Annotated in this window: 20 protein-coding genes and 1 pseudogene; 5 read left to right on the top strand and 16 right to left on the bottom strand. The window is 41.6% G+C overall.

Annotated features, from left to right (window positions below; translation table 11 throughout):
- From Q0191_RS02070 to proB, 3 genes are all read right to left on the bottom strand, one after another.
- Positions 1-272: pyrroline-5-carboxylate reductase (locus Q0191_RS02070; RefSeq protein WP_297663378.1), on the bottom strand; the 272-nt coding region annotated here is incomplete at its 3' end.
- Positions 273-274: 2 nt separating this feature from the next.
- Positions 275-1,537: a glutamate-5-semialdehyde dehydrogenase gene (locus Q0191_RS02065; RefSeq protein WP_297663376.1), complete on the bottom strand. Its 1,263-nt coding sequence runs from the start codon at positions 1,535-1,537 to the stop codon at positions 275-277.
- Between the two features lie 96 nt (positions 1,538-1,633).
- On the bottom strand, positions 1,634-2,743 hold the full coding sequence (gene proB, locus Q0191_RS02060) for a glutamate 5-kinase (protein WP_297663374.1): 1,110 nt from the start codon (positions 2,741-2,743) through the stop codon (positions 1,634-1,636).
- A 136-nt stretch (positions 2,744-2,879) separates the two neighbouring features.
- On the opposite strand from proB, the gene Q0191_RS02055 reads away from it, so the two are divergent.
- Positions 2,880-3,695: a Cof-type HAD-IIB family hydrolase gene (locus Q0191_RS02055; RefSeq protein WP_297663372.1), complete on the top strand. Its 816-nt coding sequence runs from the start codon at positions 2,880-2,882 to the stop codon at positions 3,693-3,695.
- Between the two features lie 114 nt (positions 3,696-3,809).
- Here the strand turns inward: Q0191_RS02055 and Q0191_RS02050 are convergent, their stop codons facing one another.
- Together Q0191_RS02050 and Q0191_RS02045 are read right to left on the bottom strand one after the other, a co-directional pair.
- Entirely contained in the window at positions 3,810-4,961 is a 1,152-nt protein-coding gene (locus Q0191_RS02050; RefSeq protein WP_297663370.1) for an iron-containing alcohol dehydrogenase, read from the bottom strand.
- 267 nt (positions 4,962-5,228) lie between these two features.
- A pseudogene (locus Q0191_RS02045) lies at positions 5,229-5,820 on the bottom strand (transposase); the annotation flags it as partial.
- Between the two features lie 320 nt (positions 5,821-6,140).
- Here Q0191_RS02045 and Q0191_RS02040 point away from each other — a divergent pair.
- The 3 genes from Q0191_RS02040 to Q0191_RS02030 all read left to right on the top strand — a co-directional run bounded on the left by Q0191_RS02040 (position 6,141) and on the right by Q0191_RS02030 (position 9,386).
- Positions 6,141-6,872, top strand: coding sequence for an ABC transporter ATP-binding protein (locus tag Q0191_RS02040; protein ID WP_297663367.1), 732 nt, complete (start codon positions 6,141-6,143; stop codon positions 6,870-6,872).
- Between the two features lie 17 nt (positions 6,873-6,889).
- The gene (locus Q0191_RS02035; RefSeq protein ID WP_297663365.1) at positions 6,890-8,206 is read left to right on the top strand and encodes a beta-carotene 15,15'-monooxygenase; all 1,317 of its coding nucleotides are present in this window, start codon (positions 6,890-6,892) and stop codon (positions 8,204-8,206) included.
- A 289-nt stretch (positions 8,207-8,495) separates the two neighbouring features.
- Positions 8,496-9,386, top strand: coding sequence for a transposase (locus tag Q0191_RS02030; RefSeq protein WP_297663380.1), 891 nt, complete (start codon positions 8,496-8,498; stop codon positions 9,384-9,386).
- A gap of 72 nt (positions 9,387-9,458) precedes the next feature.
- Here the strand turns inward: Q0191_RS02030 and Q0191_RS02025 are convergent, their stop codons facing one another.
- The 7 genes from Q0191_RS02025 to Q0191_RS01995 form a co-directional block, all read right to left on the bottom strand.
- Complete coding sequence (locus tag Q0191_RS02025; RefSeq protein ID WP_297663363.1) at positions 9,459-10,529, bottom strand: ABC transporter substrate-binding protein; 1,071 nt, start codon at positions 10,527-10,529, stop codon at positions 9,459-9,461.
- Positions 10,526-11,299: an ABC transporter permease gene (locus Q0191_RS02020; protein WP_005590157.1), complete on the bottom strand. Its 774-nt coding sequence runs from the start codon at positions 11,297-11,299 to the stop codon at positions 10,526-10,528. Before Q0191_RS02020 ends, Q0191_RS02025 begins: the two co-directional genes overlap by 4 nt.
- On the bottom strand, positions 11,296-12,102 hold the full coding sequence (locus tag Q0191_RS02015; protein ID WP_297663361.1) for an ABC transporter permease: 807 nt from the start codon (positions 12,100-12,102) through the stop codon (positions 11,296-11,298). Before Q0191_RS02015 ends, Q0191_RS02020 begins: the two co-directional genes overlap by 4 nt.
- Entirely contained in the window at positions 12,083-13,240 is a 1,158-nt protein-coding gene (locus Q0191_RS02010) for an ABC transporter ATP-binding protein (protein WP_048763121.1), read from the bottom strand. Before Q0191_RS02010 ends, Q0191_RS02015 begins: the two co-directional genes overlap by 20 nt.
- 203 nt (positions 13,241-13,443) lie before the next feature.
- On the bottom strand, positions 13,444-14,346 hold the full coding sequence (gene murB, locus Q0191_RS02005) for a UDP-N-acetylmuramate dehydrogenase (protein ID WP_297663356.1): 903 nt from the start codon (positions 14,344-14,346) through the stop codon (positions 13,444-13,446).
- A 183-nt stretch (positions 14,347-14,529) separates the two neighbouring features.
- Positions 14,530-15,396, bottom strand: coding sequence for a homoserine kinase (gene thrB, locus Q0191_RS02000; protein WP_297663354.1), 867 nt, complete (start codon positions 15,394-15,396; stop codon positions 14,530-14,532).
- 1 nt (position 15,397) lies between these two features.
- Positions 15,398-16,684: a homoserine dehydrogenase gene (locus tag Q0191_RS01995; protein ID WP_005590149.1), complete on the bottom strand. Its 1,287-nt coding sequence runs from the start codon at positions 16,682-16,684 to the stop codon at positions 15,398-15,400.
- Positions 16,685-16,816: 132 nt separating this feature from the next.
- Between Q0191_RS01995 and Q0191_RS01990 the strand changes: the two genes are divergently transcribed.
- Entirely contained in the window at positions 16,817-17,749 is a 933-nt protein-coding gene (locus tag Q0191_RS01990) for a polysaccharide deacetylase family protein (protein WP_297663351.1), read from the top strand.
- 262 nt (positions 17,750-18,011) lie between these two features.
- On the opposite strand, the gene Q0191_RS01985 is transcribed toward Q0191_RS01990, so the two are convergent.
- The 4 genes from Q0191_RS01985 to Q0191_RS01970 form a co-directional block, all read right to left on the bottom strand.
- Positions 18,012-18,968 (bottom strand): ABC transporter permease, encoded by a 957-nt coding sequence (locus Q0191_RS01985; protein WP_297663350.1) that lies wholly within the window; start codon positions 18,966-18,968, stop codon positions 18,012-18,014.
- A 1-nt stretch (position 18,969) separates the two neighbouring features.
- The gene (locus Q0191_RS01980; protein ID WP_297663348.1) at positions 18,970-20,064 is read right to left on the bottom strand and encodes an ABC transporter permease; all 1,095 of its coding nucleotides are present in this window, start codon (positions 20,062-20,064) and stop codon (positions 18,970-18,972) included.
- 13 nt (positions 20,065-20,077) lie between these two features.
- Positions 20,078-21,592 carry an ABC transporter ATP-binding protein gene (locus Q0191_RS01975; protein WP_297663346.1) on the bottom strand — a complete coding sequence of 505 codons (1,515 nt, stop codon included), beginning with the start codon at positions 21,590-21,592 and terminating at the stop codon, positions 20,078-20,080.
- A gap of 136 nt (positions 21,593-21,728) precedes the next feature.
- Positions 21,729-22,643, bottom strand: a 915-nt coding sequence (locus Q0191_RS01970; protein ID WP_297663344.1) for a BMP family protein, incomplete at its 5' end; no start/stop codon positions are given.

The raw sequence follows: 22,643 nt of genomic DNA, 5'->3' as shown, positions 1-22,643 counted from the left end.
AGCAAAAGAGACTCCCGTTTTTCTAGAACTTCCTGATAATCAGCCAGCAAGTCAGCAAATTGAGCTGGTTTGATGCCCAGAAAAATCACCTCTGCCTGTGCAAAAACTTCTGCATTACTAACCGACTGTCCACCAACTTCTGCAGCAATCCTTTCAGCCTTGTCACGACTGCGATTGGCCAGGAGTAATTCGCTTCTATATCTTTCATCTTGGGCAACTAGGCGAGCAAGACTGCCGCCCATATTTCCCAGACCGATAAATCCAATTTTCATCATTATTTCCTCACTTGACCAGTCCCTTGGATGACGTACTTATAGCTGGTCAACTCTTTCAGCCCCATAGGACCTCTGGCATGCAGTTTTTGAGTGGAAATCCCCATTTCGCAGCCAAGGCCAAATTGACCGCCGTCTGTAAAGCGGGTTGAGGCATTGACATAAACTGCTGCGCTATCCACCTGCTCTGTGAAGTAAGCCGTCGCTGCATCGTTCTCCGTCACAATGGCATCCGAGTGATGGGTGCTGTGAGCTTCGATATGCTCCACCGCTTCTTCCAGCGAGGAAACTAACTTAACCGCTAAGATATAGTCCAAAAATTCGGTATCAAAATCTTCCGGTCTAGCTTGCGAGCCCGAGATATACTGTGCCGCTTTCTCATCTAAACGCAATTCAACAGAATTTTCTTGTGTAGCCTCACGATCTGTCACCAGCATCTTCTGCAAGCGTGGTAAAAATGCTGCTGCAATCTCTTCATGAACCAGCAGTACCTCCATGGCATTGCAGACAGAGGGGCGACTGGTCTTGGCATTCTCAATAATCGCCAAAGCCTTGTCCTGATCAGCATCCTTATCTACATAGATATGGACAATTCCGGTACCTGTCTCAATAACCGGCACTGTCGCATTTTCCACGACCGCCTGAATCAGTCCCGCACCTCCGCGAGGAATGAGCAAATCCAGATAGCCCTTGGCCTTCATCATTGCCTGAGCTGAAGCCCGACTGGTATCAGAAACCAATTGGATACAATCCGGCGAAATCTTGGTCTGAGCCAAGCCTTCTTTCAAAGCTTTGACAATAGCTTGCGCAGTCTGATAGGCATCCTTGCCACTTCTGAGAACGACTGCACTGCCACTCTTTAGCGCCAGAGCCGCAGCGTCTGAAGTGACATTAGGCCGGCTTTCATAGATAATCCCAATCACACCCATAGCCACCCGCTGTTTACTGATGACAAGGCCGTTATCAAGCTCAGTCTTTTCCAAGACTTGCCCCACAGGATCCTCCAAGTCAATCAGCTGACGAATGCCCTCTGCCATGCCAGCAATCCGATCCTCATCTAGATAAAGGCGGTCCAGCATCACATCTGAGATTTTACCTTTAGCCGCTGACATATCCAGTTCATTGGCTGCTAAAATATCCGCACGAGAAAGCCAGAGCTGCTTTGCCATTTCCTCTAATGCTTGGTTTTTCTCAGCAGTTGTAGCTGTGTTGATTGATTTTTTTGACTTTTTAACAATTTCAAATAATTCTTGTGTTGAGGTCATAGCGCCTCCTTTCGTAAGATACAATAATTTCTTTTTACAATTGATAAAGATGTTGGAGAGTTCGGGTAAAGGAAATAAGTAAGCTCCTATTTCCTCTTAAAATTCAGAAAAGAGCAGTTGGAGCTCTGGAGTAATAGAAATCCAATCGTCACGATGAATTACAACTCCCTTTGGCTTGTTAGAACGCAGCATATCCTTGAGGGCAGGTTTACCAAAGCGCACGCGCCCCTTTCCTAAAATCGCACCCGTCTCTTCTTCATACACCGTCACCGTATCTTGGTAAGAAAAATGCCCCTCTAAACTAACAATTCCTGATGCCAGAAGGCTTTTACCATCGTAGCGCAGAGCCTGTGCCGCTCCCTGATCCACATAGATAGCACCTTGGCTCTTGGCATAGAAGGCTAGCCACTGCTTTTGCGTCTTCAAGCCCTTATCCTGCGCTGAGAAAAAGCTCCCGTCTCGAGTCTGGCTCGCCGCTTCCAATAAAGCATTGCTTTTTAGCGACGAGCAAATATAAACTGGTACACCAGACATGGTCGCCAAAGTTGCTGCTTTGATCTTGGTCAGCATGCCGCCAGTCCCATTGCTGGAGCCCGCACCGCCTGCCATGTCAATCAAATCGCTAGAGATCGTCTCAATTCTTTCAAGACGTTGGGCAGTCGGATCTGTAGCCGGATTGGCTGTGTAAAGCCCATCAACATCTGTCAAAAGTACTAAAAGATCCGCCTGAACCATGGCTGCCACCTGAGCACTGAGCGTATCATTGTCTCCCACCTTTAGCTCCTCGATCGAAACTGTGTCATTCTCATTGATAATGGGAATGGCACCTCGATTAAGGAGGACTGACAAAGCTTGGTGGGCATTTTTGTAACGACGTTTATCCGCAAAATCATCCTGCGTCAGCAAAATCTGGGCAGATACAATCTTCTTCAGAAGGAGATTAGTTGTGTACTCCTCTAGGAGAAGGCCCTGACCAACAGCTGCCGAAGCCTGTTTATCGGCTACCTTGGTGGGGCGTTTTTTAAAACCTAGAGAAGAAAAACCCGCCGCAATGGCTCCAGACGATACCAAAATCAACTCATGTCCGGCTTCATGCAAGACCGATAATTGATGCGTGATTTCCCGCACCTTTGCCCGCGACAGGCTGCCGTCAGGATTTGTCAATGAGCTCGTTCCAACTTTAAATACAATACGCTTTGCTTTCATAGCTTCTCTTTTCCTTACTAGATTTTCTTATTATACCATAAGGACAGGAAAATTAAAAAACAATCTTTCCCCATTTCTGCTCTCTTAGCAATAGAAAATATGCTATAATATTCACAAATACTATTGGAGAAAAACGATGATTAAACTAATTGCCCTTGATATGGACGGAACCTTGCTGACTGAGGAAAAAAAGATTCCTCAAGCTCATATTGATGCTATCCACCAAGCTATCCAAGCTGGAGTCAAGCTGGTTCTCTGTACAGGTAGACCGCTCGTGGGTGTCAAGCCTTACTATCAGGAGCTGGGCTTGGAGCACGAAAATGAATATGTCATCGTAGACAATGGCTGCGCTATCCATCAGACTAGCGATTGGCAGGTTGTTGACTGGCAAGAATTAAAGCCCGATGACATTCGCTACCTCTACAGTTTGACCGAGCAGAGCCAAGTACAGTTGACCTTGTTTGATGAAGAGCATTACTTCGTCGTAGGAGAGAAAGCCAGCAAAATTGTGACAGATGATGCGGCCCTTGTCTTTACGACTCCTACTGAAATCAGCCTTGAAGAAGCTTGCAGCGGCCAGCATCGAATGTTTCAAGCCATGTTCCTAGGAAATCCAGAACAGGTAGACGATTTTGATACCAAGTTCGCTCAAGAACTCTGCCAACGATTCAGTGGCGTCCGTTCCCAGCCTGTCATCTACGAGGCGATGCCAAAAGGTGTTACCAAAGCCTTTGCCCTAGAGCGTCTAGCGCAACGTCTAAAAATCAAACCTGAGGAAATCATGGCACTGGGCGATGCGAATAACGATATTGAAATGCTGCAGTTTGCTGGCTTGGGCATTGCCATGGGGAATGCTAGCCAGCATGTCAAAAACTTGGCCGACTACGTGACAGATAGCAATGAAGAAAATGGCGTTGCTACAGCTATTGCTAAGTTTATCTTAGGACACTAATTCTGTACATCATCCCATTTTCATAAATTAAAAAGACAGTTGTAGGAGAGAGAGCAACTGTCTTTTTTTGATATAAATCAACTAAGTTTAGAGAGTGAACTGTTTTCCTTTGGCTTAAAACAATTCTTTGTATAAAGCAATAGTTTCTTCCAAAGTCGGCATGAAAGGATTGCCCGGTGCGCAAGCATCAATCAAGGCATTCTTAGAAAGGTATTCAAAGTCAAAGTCCTTTTCTTCAATACCAAGCTCGGTCAATTTCTTAGGAATACCGACCGTTTCGGACAAGGTTTCGATTTCCGAAATGGCATATGCTGCACATTCTTCATCAGTCTTGCCTTCGGTACGCAAGCCTAAAGCTTTAGCTACATTTCTAAAGGCTGCTGGTACACGTTTGGCATTTTCACGCTCAACTACTGGTAGGAGCATAGCGCAGCAAACGCCATGAGGCAAATGATAGACTGCACCAAGCTGGTGAGCCATCGAATGCACGTAGCCCAGACCTGCGTTGTTAAAGGACATGCCGCCAAGGAAAATAGCATTGACCATAGCTTCACGCGCTTCTATATCATGACCATTAGCAACTGCTCGCGGTAAATATTCCTTAATCAACTCAATGGCACCGATAGACAACTTTTTGGTCACGCCATAGGCCCCAGGAGTTACCAAGGCCTCAACAGCATGGGTCAAAGCATCCATCCCAGTTGCTGCCGTTAAATTAGCTGGTTTGGAAACCATGAGCTCTGGGTCATTGACAGAGATGAGAGCCAGACTGTTTTTATCAACCATCACCATCTTAACCTTACGCTCTTCGTCTGTGATAACATAGTTGATAGTGATTTCGGCAGAAGTCCCTGCCGTGGTGTTGATGGCTACAACTGGCAGACCCTTTTCTTTAGACTTGTGGAGCCCTTCGTAATCCTGCGGCTTGCCCCCATTTGTCGCCATGATGGAAATACAGCTAGCAGCATCCTGCGGAGAACCACCGCCGACACTGATGATAAAATCACAGTCATTTTCCTGAAGAGTAGCTAAGCCATCGTAGACATTCTTACAAGAAGGATTTGGGTCTACATCTTCAAAAACCACATATTCAATGCCTTCTGCTTCTAGCGGCTTGACGACTTTTGGTAAAATGTAACTGGAAGCAATGTAGTGGTCTGTAACGATGAGAGCTTTCTTGAAGCCCAGCTCTTTGACATGACCGCCAAATTCATTGATGACACCTTTACCAATCAAATTGACTGATGGAACGTAGAAAACTGACATAATGATTTCCTCCTTAATTGAGCACAAGACTCTGTTCTATATGTTAATATAATTTTACTGCTTTCTCTTCTACTTTTCAAATAATTATACAAGTCAAATTAGAAAAAAAGAGGCTGGGACAAAAAGATTTTGATTTTAGAAACTCTTTATTATAATTTTTTGAAATCGATAGATTAGATAAAAAGCGAACAAAACAGAATTCTGAATGTCAGATAACTAGTTTTGTACGCTTTTTATATTTAAGGTTAGACTTTTGTCCCAGCATCTAGCCTTCGTTAAGAAATATAATAACGAAGGGTGAAAGTGATCAAGAACGATTTTAGCCACAGGTTGAAAATTAGAAAGCGAAGCTGCTTGGCCAAGTCATAGTAAGGACTAAACATATCCATAGTAAGGATTTTCACCTGACAACGAACAGCTCTATCGTAGCGAAGAAAGTGATTTCGAATAATAGCTTGTGTTCTTCCCTCAAGAACAGTGATGATATTTAGCTTGTCAAAATCTTGCGCAATAAAACTCATCTTCATCTCCAGATTGAAACAGTCACTCCCCTGAGTGTTTCAACGTCCCAATACATAATCTAAGGAAGACGAGAAAAATCATGCTTAAAATGAAAATCATTAAGTTTGCGGATGACAGTTGAAGTTGAGAAGGAAAGTTGATGGGCAATATCGGTCATAGAAGTTTTTTCAATCAACTTTTTAGCAATCTTTTGGTTGATGATGCGAGGTATTTGGTGATTCTTTTTGACGATGGAAGTCTAAACGACTATTATTTTAGAACACTGATATCACTTGAATCGACGCTTTCTAAGAAGAATTCTAGTAGGCATACCAGTCGTTTCAAGATAAGGAATCTTTTACATATGCTACTATCTTCGTTATAGCTAACTTTAATTCTCATTTATTAAGTATACCTAAGTTTCATGTTTAAATTTTGTATAGAATAGCTGTACCTCTTAATAGAGTTATGATTACGCTTTCAATTAAGCCTCATTTATGATACTATTATGGAAATAGAAAAAATTCTTAGTTCGCTAAAGACCTTTATTCGAGATCCAGAGGAAATAGAAATTTTATCCATTAAAAATACGTTTCATAAGTTACTTACTTGATATTAATAGAATTCCAATATTGTATAATTAAATCAAAGATGATACTGGAATCAGGAGGATTTATTATGGTTAAGAATGTAGCTGTTAAAGTCTCAAACCTTTCAAAAGAATTTTTGTTAGGGCAAGACAAAACTGTCTCTATTTTGAAAGATGTTTCTTTATCTGTCAATTATGGGGAATTTGTATCAATACTTGGTGTCAGTGGTTCTGGAAAGTCTACTTTGCTAAGTTGCTTATCAAGTTTATCTGAACCAACAAGTGGCGAGGTTGTTATCAATGGTGTAAATCCATATACCTTAAAAGAAGGGAAGCTTGCTAAATTTAGAAGGCAAGATATTGCAATTATTTTTCAAAACTATAATCTGGTACCCGCTCTACCTGTACTAGAAAATGTTACGCTTCCTCTGAGACTCTCAGGAAAGAGTGTTGATAGCAATAAAGTAAAAAAAATGTTGGATAGTTTGAATTTTAAAGCAGAACTATCATCATTAGTTGCTACCTTATCAGGTGGAGAACAGCAAAAAGTGGCTATTACTCGTGCAATAATAGCTGATAGTAAAATTATTTTTGCCGATGAGCCAACAGGAGCTCTGGACAGCGTCTCAAGAAAACTTATTTTTGAAACACTTCGTAATTTAGCGAGTCAAGGAAAATGTGTTTTTATGGTCACTCATGATATTGAGTTGGCTTCAAAAACTGACAGAGCACTCATTTTAAAAGACGGAAAAATATCTCGACAAATTATTAAACCTTCAGCTGATGAGCTCTACCAAGCACTTGAAAGTAGTAAAGATTAATTTGAGGAGGATTTATTATGCTAAAATTAATCATTTACCAATTTCAGTACTCAAAAAGACAATGGTTAGGAACAATACCATTACTATTTGTATCTAGCCTAATTGTTGGAACATCTTTATTTGGTATTGCTAGTTCAATAAAGACTGCTAATATTAACGCTTCACAACTTTTTCAAATGCTAATAATTTTTGGCGGGACTACTCTATTTTTCCTTATTTCAAATAATATAAGACTGCTAATAGATATCTTTAAAAAGGATTACCAATTATGGGCTATCTTAGGCGCAAGTAGAACTCAGCTATCTTTATTAGTATCTGGACAGTTTTATTTAATGGCAGCGATTGTTAGTAGTATTGGTACAATACTTTCATTTATCATGGCAGATAGTTACTACAAATTTTTACAAAATTTATTAGGAAGAGATGAGTTACCTGATTTAGTTATTACAGCCAACATTCAATCAATTTTATTGAGTGTTTTTATAGTCCCAACAATTGCCGGAATAGGGGCTTACTTTTATTCAAGTCGAATACTTAAAATATCATCAATATTAAAACCAGAAAAGAAAAAAAGAAAAGTTACAGTAACTGGATTTGTTAACATCTCTGTTCGTTTATTCCTATGGTTACTATGTATAGGTTCTATTGTTTCAGCAGGTTTTATCAGAAATAAAGAAATAATTGCAACACAGTCAAGCATAATATTATTTTTATTAATTATTCACATCCTTATTATTCAATCACTATCTCCATTAATTCAAATGTCTCTAATAAAATTTTTAATGAGGATATTTCCAACTGAAAATTATGTAATTAATACAGGCTTTTGGAATCTACTATCCAATCCTAGCTATTTGAAAAGTATACAAACTTCAATGAGCATGGGAGTAACTCTCATTTCTGGATTTATTCTTTACACCCAAAATATGTATTCATTCATGAATACAGCAAACAGTGTAAACGAAGCAAGAGCTTCCTTTATTGCTTATCTGTCTGCTCCAATTATTCTGATTATTACTAGTTCTATTTCTCTTACAATTTTATCTTCTAATAAAGATATTGAGGACATTAAACAGTTAAAGACACTGGGAGTGTCAAGATTACAACTTTTTAAAATACGTATAGGCGAGGTAATAATACATTCGGTGTTAATTTTATTAGTGTCAGTAATTTTCAATTTAATTATTTTAATTTTAGTTAGCTTTATTGGCCAATTTTTAGGCCGTAGTTTAGTAGATATATCAGGTTTCTGGCAACCGAGTCTTATAGTTATTTCTTTGTTAGTTATTTTTTATAGTATTACAAAGGGATTTTATTTATTTCAAGATAGATAAATTGGAATAGTTACTGATTCAAAAAGAACACACTTATTGACAGTGAAACCAAAGCAATACTAAAACTAAAGAGTCTGGGACAATAGTCTCTTTGCCACAAAAATAAGCAACGGATTTGCCGTTGCTTTTCGCATGGTTGCGATAGTCTTGGTAAAATAGAATTGCACAATAAACCATTTAGAAAGGCTAACCCATGCATGTTCACTATAACACTAATCAAACAACTTTACCACTAGAAATCCCTTCTTTCTTGCCACAAGACCATCTTGTCTTTACCTTTGAAAAAGTGGTGAATGCCTTAGATGACAGTCACTTTCAGTCTTTCTATCATAACTTTGGTCGCCCGTCTTATCACCCTAAAATGCTTTTAGCCGCTCTACTATTTGCCTACTCACAAGGAATTTTCTCTGGACGAAAAATCGAAAAAATGATGATTGAAAATCTCGCTATGCAGTACCTAACAGGACAGTTGGTTGTCAGCTACCGCACTATCAATCGTTTTCGAGTTGCTGAAGGGATGGAAGACCTCATTCGTGATCTGTTCATCGACCTCAATCTTCGTTTGAAAATGGAAGAGTTAGTGACTTTAGATTGTCTGTTTATTGATGGTACTAAGATTGAAGCCAACGCCAACAAGTATAGTTTCGTGGGGAAGAAAGCGACAGAGAAATTCTCCGCCAAACTTCAAGAACAGATACAGGTCTATTTTCAAGAAGAAATCACTCCCCTTATCCATCAAGCTATCGAACTGGATACACAAGAGCCTATCTCCTCAGAGCAGTTGCTTGCATTCGCTCAAATCCTTGAAGAAGAATTGGAAAAATTGAACCAAGACATTGAGGAGACACCCGTTAAAGGGAAGGATGAACGTAAAACCCAGCGTTGTAAACTCAAGAAAGTCTTGCATAAAGTCAAGAAGGATTTTTCAGTACGTACTGAAAAATATGAGAGCTATCAAGACTTAAAAGCTAAAGAATGCCAGGCGCTTTTATCTCCCGAAGGTAGACAGATTTTCGCTCAACGTAAGGTTGATGTGGAACCTGTCTTTGGGCAGATAAAGGCTTGTTTGGGTTATAAGAGATGTAACCTAAGAGGCAAGCGTCAGGTGAAAATTGACATGGGATTAGTGCTCATGGCCAATAATCTCCTTAAATACAATAAGAGAAGGAGTCAAAATTAAAAGCTAGAGTTCCGCAATTGGAAAGCTCTAGCTTTTTTGTGGTCGAGAACTATTTTATCTCAGGCTCTTTGGCTACTTGCGATACATTTTGACTTGAAGATAGAGGTCATTGTAAGTTCCGAGCCATTTTGGTCCTAATTGCTGATAGACTTCCAGATGCTTCATGGTTTCTTCGGTTGGATAGAAAGCCTCGTCCTCCTGTACTTCTTCTGGCAGCATGGCCTTAGCAGGAAGGTTTGGCGTTGAATAGCCGACATAGAGCGCATTCTTATAAGCATTTTCCGGTCTCAGCATGAAATTAATAAACTGATAGGCAGCTTTTTTATTTTTTACGGTTTTAGGAATGACGATATTATCAAACCAAAGGTTGCTGGCTTCTGTCGGAACAACATAGCGCAAATCTTCGTTAGCTTCCAGCATTTGGCGAGCTTCGCCAGAGAAGGTCACGCCAATAGCCGCGTTATTCTGAATCATGTAGCCCTTCATCTCATCAGCGACGATGGCCTTGATATTGGGCGTCAGAGTATAAAGCTTATCGACAGCCTCCTGCAGCTGGTCAGCATCTTTGGAGTTAAGGCTATAACCATTCGAGTTCAGACCAATCCCCATGACTTCGCGGGCTCCGTCAATCATCATGATGGAGTTTCTGTATTCTGGCTTCCAGAGATCGTTCCAGTGCTCAGGCGCGTGCTCGACCATTTTAGTATTGTAAACAATGCCTAGCGTTCCCCAGAAATAAGGAATGGAATACTGATTTCCTGGATCAAAGGGCTGATCCAAAAAGTCTGAACCAATATTTTCCAAGCCTTTGATCTGGCTATGATCCAATTTTTCCACCAAGTCTTCCTTCATCATCTTGGCAATCATGTACTCACTAGGGATGGCAATATCGTAGGTTGTTCCACCCTGTTTGATTTTCGTGTACATAGCTTCGTTGGAGTCGAAAGTTTCGTACTGGACCTGCACACCTGTTTCCTTGGTAAACTCAGTCAGCAAGTCTGGATCGATATAATCTCCCCAGTTGTAGACAACCAATTTATCACTACCCTTGCTATTGGTTCTGCTTTCAATCCGATAGCTGATTCCCCACAAAATCAGGATAATAGCAAGAACCCCTGCTAAAAACGAATAGAGTTTTTTCATGCTGCTTCCTCCTTCTCACGCGTGATAAAGTAATAGCCGATGACTAAAACGATACTAAAGAGAAAGACCAGAGCAGACAGGGCATTGATCTCCAAGGAAATTCCTTGCCGCGCACGGGAATAAATTTCTACTGAAAGAGTCGAGAAGCCATTTCCTGTCACAAAGAAGGTCACAGCAAAGTCATCGAGTGAATAGGTGAAAGCCATAAAATAACCGGCAATGATGGCTGGTGTCAGATAAGGCAGCATGATTTCCTTGAGCATCTGGACTTGACTAGCTCCCAAATCATAAGCAGCTTTAATCATGTCATCATTCATTTCTTTCAACCTTGGCAAAATCATCAGCACCACAATGGGAATTGAAAAGGCAACGTGACTGGCCAAAACAGATACAAAGCCCAATTGGAATTTAGCCGTGGTAAAGAGAATCAGGAAGCTAGCCCCAATCATAACGTCAGGTGCCACCATCAAAATATTATTGATGGATAAGAAGGCATCCTGATATTTTTTACGGGCTTGGTAAATATAAATAGCACCAAAAGTTCCGATAATAGTAGCAATGAGGGAAGAAAGAAAGGCTAAGAAGAAAGTCTGCGCCAAAATCAAAATCAAGCGTGAATCTTCAAACAACTTTTGAAAATGAACCAGATCAAAGCCAGTAAATTTATTCATATCATCGCCAGCATTGAAAGCATAGGCAATCAAATAAAAGATCGGAAGATAAAGGATTAGAAACACGATCGCTAAATAGAGATTAGCAAATTTTTTCATCGTTCTCTCCTTTCCTTGGTTGCCCACATGGTGAAGAGCATGGCAATAATCAGAACCACTCCGATGGTTGAGCCCATTCCCCAGTTTTGCGTTGTCAAGAAATGCTGTTCAATGGCTGTTCCCAGCGTAATGACACGATTTCCACCAATCAAACGCGTCAGCATGAAGAGGCTGAGACTGGGAATAAAGACTGACTGAACGCCACTTCTCACACCATTCATTGAAAGCGGAAAGACGACATTGCGGAAAGTCTGCCAACGATTGGCACCCAAGTCATAGCTAGCATTGATGAGATTGGGATCCAAATCATCCAAGACGTTGAAAATCGGCAGAATCATAAAGGGCAGCTCAATGTAGCTGGCAACAAAGATAAAAGAAAAGTCAGTGAAAAGAATCTGCTTGGGACCGATACCGATAAAGATCAGAAATTCATTCACCGATCCGTTTTGTCCAAAAATGCCGATAAAGGCATAGGCCTTGAGCAAAAGATTGATCCAAGTCGGCAGGACAATCAGCATCAGCCAGAGCTGGCGATGCTTAAGCTGGGTCAAAAAATAAGCAGTCGGATAGGATATGAGTAAGGTCACCAAGGTGATGATGCCTGCATAAAATACCGAGTTAAAGCTCATTTTCAGATAGGTCAAATTCTGCGACGTGAAATAAATCCGATAGTTTTCCAGCGTGAACTGCCCTTCGATATTAAAGAATGATTTCCAGACAATCATTATCACTGGAGCTAGGACAAAAAGCAGAATCCAAAGAAAATATGGAAGCATAAAAAGGTTAGAGGTTGTTTTCTTCATCTCTTTCCTCCTCAATGGCATTGATCAGCCCTGCTTCTTGTTCTTCGATTTCTACGTATTCTTCAATCCGAGCATCAAATTCTTCTTCGGTTTCATTGAGGCGCATGATATGGATATCCTCTGGCTCAAAGTCCAGACCGATTTCTTCTCCGACGATGGCCTTGCGGGTCGAGTGAATCATCCATTCATTTCCGAGTTCATCATAGGCGATGATTTCATAATGAACCCCGCGGAAAAGCTGGGTATCTACTTTAACCTGCAGTTTTCCTTCTTCAGGCAGAGTAATGCGCAAATCCTCTGGACGAATCACCACTTCAACGGATTCGTTTGGTCGCATGCCTCCGTCAACTGCTTCAAAACGCTTGCCATTGAACTCAACCAAGTAGTCTTCGATCATCTTACCTGGAAGGATATTAGATTCTCCGATAAAGGTCGCAACAAAGTGGTTAATTGGCTCATCATAGATATCCACTGGCGTTCCTGACTGGACAATCTCCCCTTCGTTCATGACAAAAATCCAGTCACTCATAGCTAGGGCTTCTTCCTGATCGTGAGTGACAAAGACAAAAGTGATCCCGAGGCGCTGTTGAAGTTCACGGAGCTCATATTGCATATCCGTCCGCAACTTCAAATCCAGCGCAGAAAGAGGCTCGTCTAGTAGGACAACCCGCGGCCGATTGATGATGGCACGGGCAATGGCTACCCGCTGGCGTTGACCGCCTGACAGTCTCCGAATTGAACGGCGCTCATATCCTTCCAGCTGAACCATTTTCAGAACTTCAGTAACCCGTTCTTCAATTTCTTTTTTGTCTACCTTCCGCAACCGCAACGGAAAGGCTACATTCTCAAAAACATTCATATGCGGGAAAAGGGCATAGGACTGAAATACTGTGTGAACATCCCGCTTATTTGTAGGAATGTCATTGATGCGGACGCCATCCAAAAAGATGTCTCCCGTTGTCGCATCTAGCAGTCCTGCAATAATATTAAGGATGGTTGACTTCCCAGAGCCAGAAGCTCCTAGAAGCGTATAAAATTTTCCTTCTTCTAATTCAAAGTTAATATCTTTGAGAACGACGGTGTTACTGTCTTCAAAAACCTTCGAAACGTTTTTGAACTCAATAATTGGTTTTTTCAATTGGCATAAATTCCTTCTTTTCCATGTATTAACAGATTTTTGGCTCTGTCAGACCAAAAAAACCTCTCGAGGGCTACTATGGCCCTGCATACTTGCGATATCGATAGGCTTTCACCCCCTTTACTAATGACACATGGATATGGGCTATCCCAAAGACTTAGACAAATCTTAGAAAAGCAATCAGATAATTACATATTGGACTCTTATGCTTCTCCAATAATTCGAACTTCTCGTTCCAGAGTGACACCTGAATGCTCCTCGACTGTTTTAATGACATGAGCAATCAACTCTTCATAATCGCTAGCTGTACCATGATCGACATTAATCATGAAACCAGCATGTTTTTCTGAAACCTCTACACCACCGATTCGATAGCCTTTTAAACCGGCCTCACTGATGAGCTGACCAGCAAAATGCCCCAAAGGACGCTTAAAGACCGACCCACATGATGGATATTCCAAAGGCTGCTTGAGTTCACGCAGATAGGTCAGACGTTCCATTTCCTGATGAATGTTTTGGTGGACACCTGGTGCCAGACCAAACTTAGCTGAAATGACAATGTCGCCAGTTTCTTGAATAAGTGAATGACGATAACCAAATCGCATATCACGCGCATCCAAGGTCTTAATTTCTCCTTCAGGTGTCAAGACCTTGCAAGAAACAAGCACATGAGCAATTTCTCCGCCATAAGCGCCAGCATTCATAAAGACAGCACCGCCGACACTACCCGGGATACCGCAGGCAAATTCAAAGCCAGTCAAACTATGATGCAAGGCAATACGAGTAGTCTGAGTTAGGTTTGCACCTGCTTCTGCCTCAATCGTATAGCCATCTACTGCTACATTATTTAGCTTATCAAACATGATGACAAAGCCTCGAATACCGCCATCTCGAACAATAATATTACTTGAATTTCCAAGCACCAACCAAGGAATCTGTTCACGATTGGCCAATTTGACAATCCGCGCCAACTCATAACGGTTACGTGGAAAAACTAAGAAATCGGCAGCTCCGCCCACCTTTGTGTAAGTGTATTGACTCAAAGGTTCATTGAAACGGATGTCGATTCCTTCTAATTCCGCAGAATATTTTTCTAGGTTATGCATGACTTACTCTCTTTTTTACAAATTACACTCTATTATATCAAAATTATACGATATTTACGATAGACTTAGGGAAAAATGATTAGATAGAGCACTCTTTAGATTTCATTAAAAGTAAAAAGAGAGAGGAGAACGTAGCTTGTAGACCAACACTGCGTCCACAAGGTCGTCATCCTCAAACTCTCTTTATTTTTCTACTCTTACACCCTGAGTATCGACTTGCAACTGGAAGACTTCCCCATCAAAACCTTGTTCCTTGATTTGCTGATAAATCTGCTCAGCCCTGTCTTTCGGAGCCAAAACCATAACAGTCGGCCCAGCTCCAGAGATATAAGTCGCAAAGGCACCCTGTTTTCTGGCTAAGAATTTGATGTCAGAAAATTCTTTGATAAGCGGCTGACGATATCTCTCATGGAAACGATCAGATTCGATAGCACGACCAGCTGTTTTCATATCGCCCTTTAAAAGCGCGGCAACAGCGACATTGGCTACGGAACTTGCGGCAACAGCTTCCTTGTATGAAAGGCGGTTGGGCAAGACACGGCGACTTTCAACTGTTCTCAACTCATAATTGGGAATGAAAGCGATAAAGCTGGCCTCTGGAAAATCTGACACGACAGCCGAAACTTGATTTTGGAAGGAGCTTGCAATCACTAGATTTCCATAAATTGCTGGTGCCACATTGTCAGGATGGCCTTCTATTTTTGTCGCAATTTTCAGCTTTTCATGATCCGATAAGTTCAGATTTGCTAACTGATTGGCCAGTTCAATCCCAGCAACAATAACGGAGCTAGAAGAGCCAAGACCACGAGCCAAAGGAACATCGCTGGTCATTTTTAAGCGATGAGGCTGAAGATCTGGGGCCAATTGCAGGGCAATCTTGATTAGCAAATTCCGTTTATCCGTTGGAATTCGAGGATTGAGGTCATGCTCAATAACCCACTCCTGACTTTCCTCCAAGACTTCGATTTCTAAATATTTGGAGACTGCAACACCAACTGAGTCAAAACCAGGTCCGATATTGGCACTGGTTGCTGGTACAATAATTTTCATCTTATTCTCCTAATACTTTAAAGGTATTGAGCAATTCGAACTCTGGTACCTCACGGAGCTTGGCAACGACATTTTCTAGCTGAGTCTTGCTGACAGCATGCGTAATGATGACTACACGAGCAGTTTCACCATCTGTACCTTCTTGCAGAATTTGCTTGAAGGAAACTTCTTCAGCATTGAAGATTTCAGCCAAATGCAATACTTGACCCTTGGCATCTGGAGCCAAGATAGAGAAATAATAGTTGCTCTTAACATCCTCAGGTTTAGCCAAGACAAGCTCGCGACTAAATTCATTGAAGGCTTTGCCAATCGTGCCTTCATTTAGGCGACGGACAATACGGACGATATCCGCAACGACACTGGTAGCAGTTGGTTTTTGACCTGCACCTGGACCGTAATACATGGATTCTCCGATACCGATTGACTCGACAAAGACCGCATTCATTACGCCATTTACACTAGCCAGCGGATGCGCTTTTGGCAAGAAAGTCGGTGTCACTTCCGCAGCGATTCCTGATGGCGTTTCCTCAATTGAGCCAACTAATTTCACTACATAGCCCAAATCTTGAGCAACAGCAACGTCTTCAGGAGTGATGTTGCGAATACCTTGGTGGCTGACATCTTCAAACTTGATGTTCATACCAAAAGCAAATTGGCTGAGGATAACCATTTTATAGGCTGCGTCAATTCCATCAACGTCGTTCGTCGGGTCACTTTCAGCAAATCCTAAACGTTGCGCTTCTGCAAGAGCATCCTCGTAAGACCAACCTTCTTCTACCATCTTGGTCATCATGAAGTTAGATGTTCCATTGACCACGCCCAAAACGCGGGTAATCTTATCAGATGCCAATGAATTAACCAAGGTGCGCAAAATAGGAATACCGCCTGCAACAGCAGCTTCATAGTAAAGGGCAACGCCATTTTTCTGAGCAATGTCTAACAATTCAGAACCATGAACTGCCAGCAAGTCTTTATTAGCAGTTACCACATGTTTACCTGCTTCAAGTGCGCGCGTGATAAAGGTTTTTGCTGGTTCAATCCGTCCCATCAGCTCCACTACAATCGCAATTTCGCCGTCATTTAAGATTTCATCCACATTGGTCACAAAGTTATAATCATTTCCAGCTGCCAATAGACGTTCTTTTTCAGCATCATCCTTGACCAAGACTTTAGCAACTTCAATCTCAGAATGAGCAGCCTGAACAATCTTTTCTCCATTTTCTTTTAACAAGAAAGGAACACCACTGGCAACTGTTCCAAAACCAAGTAAAGCAATTTTAATAGACATGAGGAACTCCTTGAATATTTCTTATATAAAAAACATTATAACAAAAATATATAGAAATGCCTACAAATCTATTTGTATATTTGTTATAATGTAAGTAAAAATTTTAAACTCATGAGATTAGAAGGAGATACCATGACAGATAAACACATTGGAAGACGCATGCAAAGACATAAAGCTAAGAAAAAGGCATTCCTTTTTTCTATTATCAATCTTTTCTTGCTCCTTGCCCTAATCGTAGGCGGAATTTATCTTTGGAAGACTCAGTTCTCTCCTAGCAAACAATCCTCTGCAGGCAACCAAACTGTACAATCCAGCCCCAAGTCTGACACTAGTGCAACAAATGAAGAAGCTTCAAAAATCAAGTGGGTAAAACAAGACGAGCCTGTTAAGATTCCAATTTTGATGTACCATGCGATCCATGTAATGGATCCCTCTGAGGCAGCCAATGCTGGTTTGATTGTAGATCCAACTACTTTTGAAAGCCATTTACAGGCCCTGAAAGAGGCTGGTTATTATACTTTAACACCAGATGAAGCTTACAAAGCTTTGACAGAAAATGTCCTGCCTGAAAATAAAAAAGTAGTCTGGCTGACCTTTGATGATAGTTTGAAAGACTTTTACACCAATGCCTTCCCGCTACTTCAAAAGTACCAGATGAAAGCAACCAACAATGTCATTACTGGATTTGTCCAAGCTGGCCGTGAAGATATGCTGACGCTAGATGAGATCAAAGAAATGAAGGAAAAGGGGATGTCCTTTGAAGACCATACCGTCAACCACCCTGATCTATCAACTGCTACTGCTGATCAACAAACCCTTGAACTACGTGATTCTAAAGCCTTTTTAGATGACAATCTATCACAGAAAACGACAACTGTTGCCTACCCATCTGGTCGTTATAGTGATACGACCTTGCAGATTGCTGAAAGTCTAGGCTATAAGATGGGATTGACGACCAATAACGGTTTAGCTTCTCTATCCAACGGATTACTCTCACTCAATCGTGTTCGAGTGAACCCAACTACTACTGCAGAAGATTTATTAAACGAAATCGCTACAAATTAATCTTAGAAAGCTTGCTTCAGACGAAGCAGGCTTTTTCTATTTCTTCTCTTGATAACAGATTCTTCCAATCACAAAAAACGAGAGTGGGACAGAAATCGGTAATTCGTTAGAATTCGATTTCGTCGTCCCACCTCCGCACAGTTGAGTAGGGCTGTAAAAGCTGATGAAATCAGCCTAGTAGAGCCCACTCAACCACTGCGTCTTGCTTGACAATCCAAAGACAATTGAGAGGCTAGGACTTTTGTCCCAGCCTCGTAAAAGGTTATTTAGACTTGATGTAGTTGATACCGTCTGCTTTCGGAGCAACAGCTTTACCAAAGAAGGCCGCAAGAACCACAATCGTCAAGACATATGGTGCAATCTGCAGGTAAACTGTTGGCACTTTTGAAAGAAGAGGCAACTGGTTTCCGATAACGGCCAAACTTTGAGAAGCTCCAAAGAAGAGACTTGCCAACATAGCGCCGATAGGACTCCATTTACCAAAAATCATAGCCGCCAAAGCGATGAAACCTGGACCTACGATAGTAGTCACAGCAAAGTTAACGGAGATCGACTGAGCATAGATAGCTCCACCAATACCACCAAGCAGACCAGAAATCATAACACCACAGTATCGCATGAGATAAACATTGATTCCTAGTGTATCTGCTGCCTGCGGATGTTCTCCAACTGAGCGAAGACGCAATCCAAATTTTGTCTTAAACATGACAAACCAAGCAAGGAAAGAGAAAGCGATGGCCAAATATCCCATCAGACTTGTATGTTTGAAGAATATATCTCCTATGACGGGAATATCAGACAAAATAGGAAAATTAAATTTGCCAAATGAACGCTGAATGTTGTCTGTCTGCCCCTTGTTGTAGATAGCTTTCACAAGGAAAACCGCCAAGGCTGGTGCTAGTAAGTTTAGAACCGTACCACTAACGACGTGGTCTGCACGGAAGTTAATGGTTGCTACAGCATGGATAAGGGAGAAGAGCACTCCGACTAAACCAGCAGCAATCAAGGAGAGCCATGGAGTCAAGCTGCCAAAACTACTTTCGAAAGTCAGGTTAAAGAGAACGCCTGTAAATGCTCCCATTACCATGATCCCTTCCAAGCCGACATTGACGACTCCGGCATGCTCCGAATAAGCTCCACCGATACTTGTGAAAATTAAGGGAGCCGCATAAATCAGCATAGATGATACTAATAAACCTAATATCGTTACAATACTCATCCTAGTTTCCCCCTTTCACTTTACCAGCTTCTTGCTTACGGTTTTTAAATAATTCAAAAACTGTCTTACCAGTCAGACGCTCAATCAAGTAATGGGCGCTAACAAAGAAGATAATCGAAGCTGTCACGATATTGACTAATTCTGTCGGAATCTGAGCCACGTTCATACCTGGCGCACCGACACTTAAAACTGCAAATAGGAAAGCCGCAAAAAGGATACCAACTGGAGAGTTTGCTGCTAAAAGACTAACTGCCATACCATTGAAACCAACGCTCAATGAACTGCCTTGTACAAAGACATTCTGATAAGTACCCAGTCCTTCTACGACTCCTCCAAGTCCAGCAAGGGCTCCAGAAATAATCATAGACAAAATAATGGTCCGTTTAGAAGACATCCCTGCGTATTCAGATGCATTCGGGTTCAGCCCTACAGCGCGGATTTCAAAGCCAAGTGTTGTTTTCTTCAGCATATACCAGATCAGCACAACTGCAATCAAAGCAAAGAAAATACCAATATTCATCCGAGAGTTAGCTGTCAAACTTCTCAGCCATTCTGTTTGATAAATAGCATTGGCACCAACACGCTTACTAGAGTCAACACTCTGCATCACAGATTTTGGGAAGCTGCGGATAAAGGCATTTCCAACAAAGAGGACGATATAGTTCATCATAATCGTAACGATGACTTCACTTGTTCCTAAATAGGCCCGTAGAATCCCTGGAATAGCACCAATAATCCCGCCAGCAACTGCAGCAATGACTACAGTTGCTAGCAACATCAGTGGGCGAGGTAGGTCAGGGAAGGAAAGGGCAAACCAACCAGCTAGAATCCAACCAGCCAAGGCTTGGCCCGGAAGTCCGACATTGAAAAATCCAGCCCGACTAGCAACGGCAAAACCCAGACCAATGAGAACTAGAGGTCCCATCGCCCGAGAAATTTCACCCAAACTTCTCAAAGAACCGAATGCCGTTTTAAAGAGGGATTCATATCCCCAGATGGCATCATAGCCAAAGATAGCCATGACAATCGCTCCCAATAAAATCCCTAAAAGAACTGAGATTAAGGGAACTGCGATCTGCTGTGTTTTTTTAGACATTTGAATCTCCCTTCTAAATCTTACCACCAGCCATAAGAATACCAAGTTCTTGCTTATTAGTCTTCTCTGGAGTCACAATTCCTTGAATCTTGCCATCATGGATAACGGCGATTCTGTCAGAAAGATTGAGTATTTCATCTAGCTCAAAGCTGACAACAAGAACTGCCTTACCTTGAGTACGCTCCTCAATCAAGCGTTTATGGATATACTCAATTGCTCCGACATCAAGACCGCGGGTTGGCTGACTGACGATCAACAAATCAGGATCACGATCCACTTCCCGAGCAATGATAGCCTTCTGCTGGTTTCCTCCTGAGAGGGCTGAAGCAGGTACATACTCGCTAGCTGCCCGCACATCAAACTCTTTCATCAAATTGCACGCGTAAGAATAAATATTATTGTAGTTCAAGATGCCGTTTTTGCTGAGTGGTTCCTTGTAGTAAGTCTGCAAAGCAATATTTTCAGAAATGGACATCTGCAGCACCAAACCATCGCGATGGCGGTCTTCAGGTACGTGGCTGACCTTCATCTCTGTAATCTGACGTGGTTTCTTACCAATCACGGACTGGTTCTTGATCAAAATTTCACCCGAGCTTACTTTTCTAAGTCCTGTGATAGCTTGAATCAACTCAGTCTGACCATTTCCGTCAATCCCTGCAATCCCAACGATTTCACCAGCACGAACATCCAGTGAAAGTCCCTTAACAGCTGGAACACCGCGATTCTCTTCAACGACAAGATTCTTGATTGAAAGAACCGTTTCTTGCGGATTAGAAGGTTTCTTCTCAGTCTTGAAGGAAACAGCACGTCCAACCATCATTTCTGCCAAGTCTTGGTTGGTTGCACCTGCAATTTCAACTGTTTCGATCGATTTTCCTCGACGAATAACGGTCACTCGGTCAGAAACTGCACGAATTTCATCCAACTTATGAGTGATAAGAATGATAGACTTACCTTCCTTGACCAGATTCTTCATGATTTTCATCAATTCATCAATCTCAGATGGTGTCAAAACAGCTGTTGGTTCGTCAAAGATTAGGATATCTGCACCACGGTAAAGGGTCTTCAAAATTTCAACACGTTGTTGTGCTCCGACGGAAATATCCTCAATCTTGGCAGATGGATCGACCGACAAACCATATTTCTTAGATAAACGCTTAATTTCTTGCGTAGCGTGTTTCAAGTCTAAGATACCATTTTTTGTAATCTCACTTCCAAGAATAATATTTTCAGCAACAGTGAAGGCTTCCACAAGCATAAAGTGCTGATGAACCATCCCGATACCAAGTGAGGCCGCCTTTGATGGAGAGTCCAGCTTAACTGGCTTTCCGTTTACTACAATCTCACCACTAGTCGGCTCAAGTAGGCCGGCCAACATATTCATCAAGGTTGACTTCCCGGCACCATTTTCTCCTAAAAGAGCGTGAATCTCACCTTTTCGGAGTTCCAAATTGATTTTATCATTGGCTACAAATTCACCAAAAACCTTGGTAATTTCTCGCATTTCAATGACATTTTCATGTGTCATGGCTCTTTCCTTTCCAGAATTTCATTTTATGTCGATATAACCTCCTCGGACTCCTATCCTAGTAGGCTTAATCGATGCAAAGGCGTCAGAATTTAAAAATGAGCGACCCTAGTAGGTCGGATCGCTCAACATTCAATTATTTATCAGGAACTGTAATGCTACCGTCAAGGATTTTAGCTTTTGCTTCTTCAACAGCTTTTTTAGCATCTTTAGAAAGGTTGGTTGTTGTCAAATCAACACCACCGTCTTTCAAACCAAAGGTTATAGTTTTACCACCTGGGAATTTACCTTTAGCAGTTTGATTAGCGATGTCTTGGACAGTCTTACCAACTTGTTTCAAGCTTGATGCCAAGACAAAGTTAGATTCTTTACCATCTTTAGATTTGTATTTACCTTCTTCAGTTTGGTCACGGTCAACACCAAGTACCCAAACTTTTTCATCTTCATTTCTTGTTTCGTTGATTGATTTAGCTTCATTAAATACTCCGGCACCAGTTCCACCAGCAACTTGGTAAACCACATCTGCACCTGCAGCATATTGAGCAGCAGCAATTGTCTTACCTTTAGCAGCATCGCCGAATGAGCCAGCATAGTCCACTTTAATCTTGATAGATGGATCAACTGATTTCACACCAGCTTCGAAACCTTTTTCAAAACGTGTGATAACTGCACCTTCTATACCGCCTATGAAACCAACTTGTTTTGTCTTAGTCGTTTTTGCAGCTGCAACACCAGCAAGGTAAGCTGCTTCATTATCTGCAAAGACTGCTGAAGCAACATTCTTTTGACCTTCAATCACATCGTCAATAATAACGTAGTTAATACTTGAATTATCTTTTGCAGCAGATTCAACGGCATCACGAAGGGCAAAACCGATACCAAATACTAAGTTGTAACCATCCGTAGCAGCTTGGTTTAGATTGTTCGCGTATTGTGACTCGTCTGTTGATTGGAAGTAAGTATAGCCGTTATCTTTTGAAAGGCCATTTTCTTTCCCCCAAGCTTGCAAACCTTCCCATGCAGATTGGTTAAATGATTTATCATCAACACC

This window comes from uncultured Streptococcus sp. (assembly GCF_938036805.1).
Lineage (GTDB): Bacteria > Bacillota > Bacilli > Lactobacillales > Streptococcaceae > Streptococcus.
Note: the sequence above shows the minus strand (reverse complement) of the source record. Positions and strands in the feature narration are given on the sequence as shown.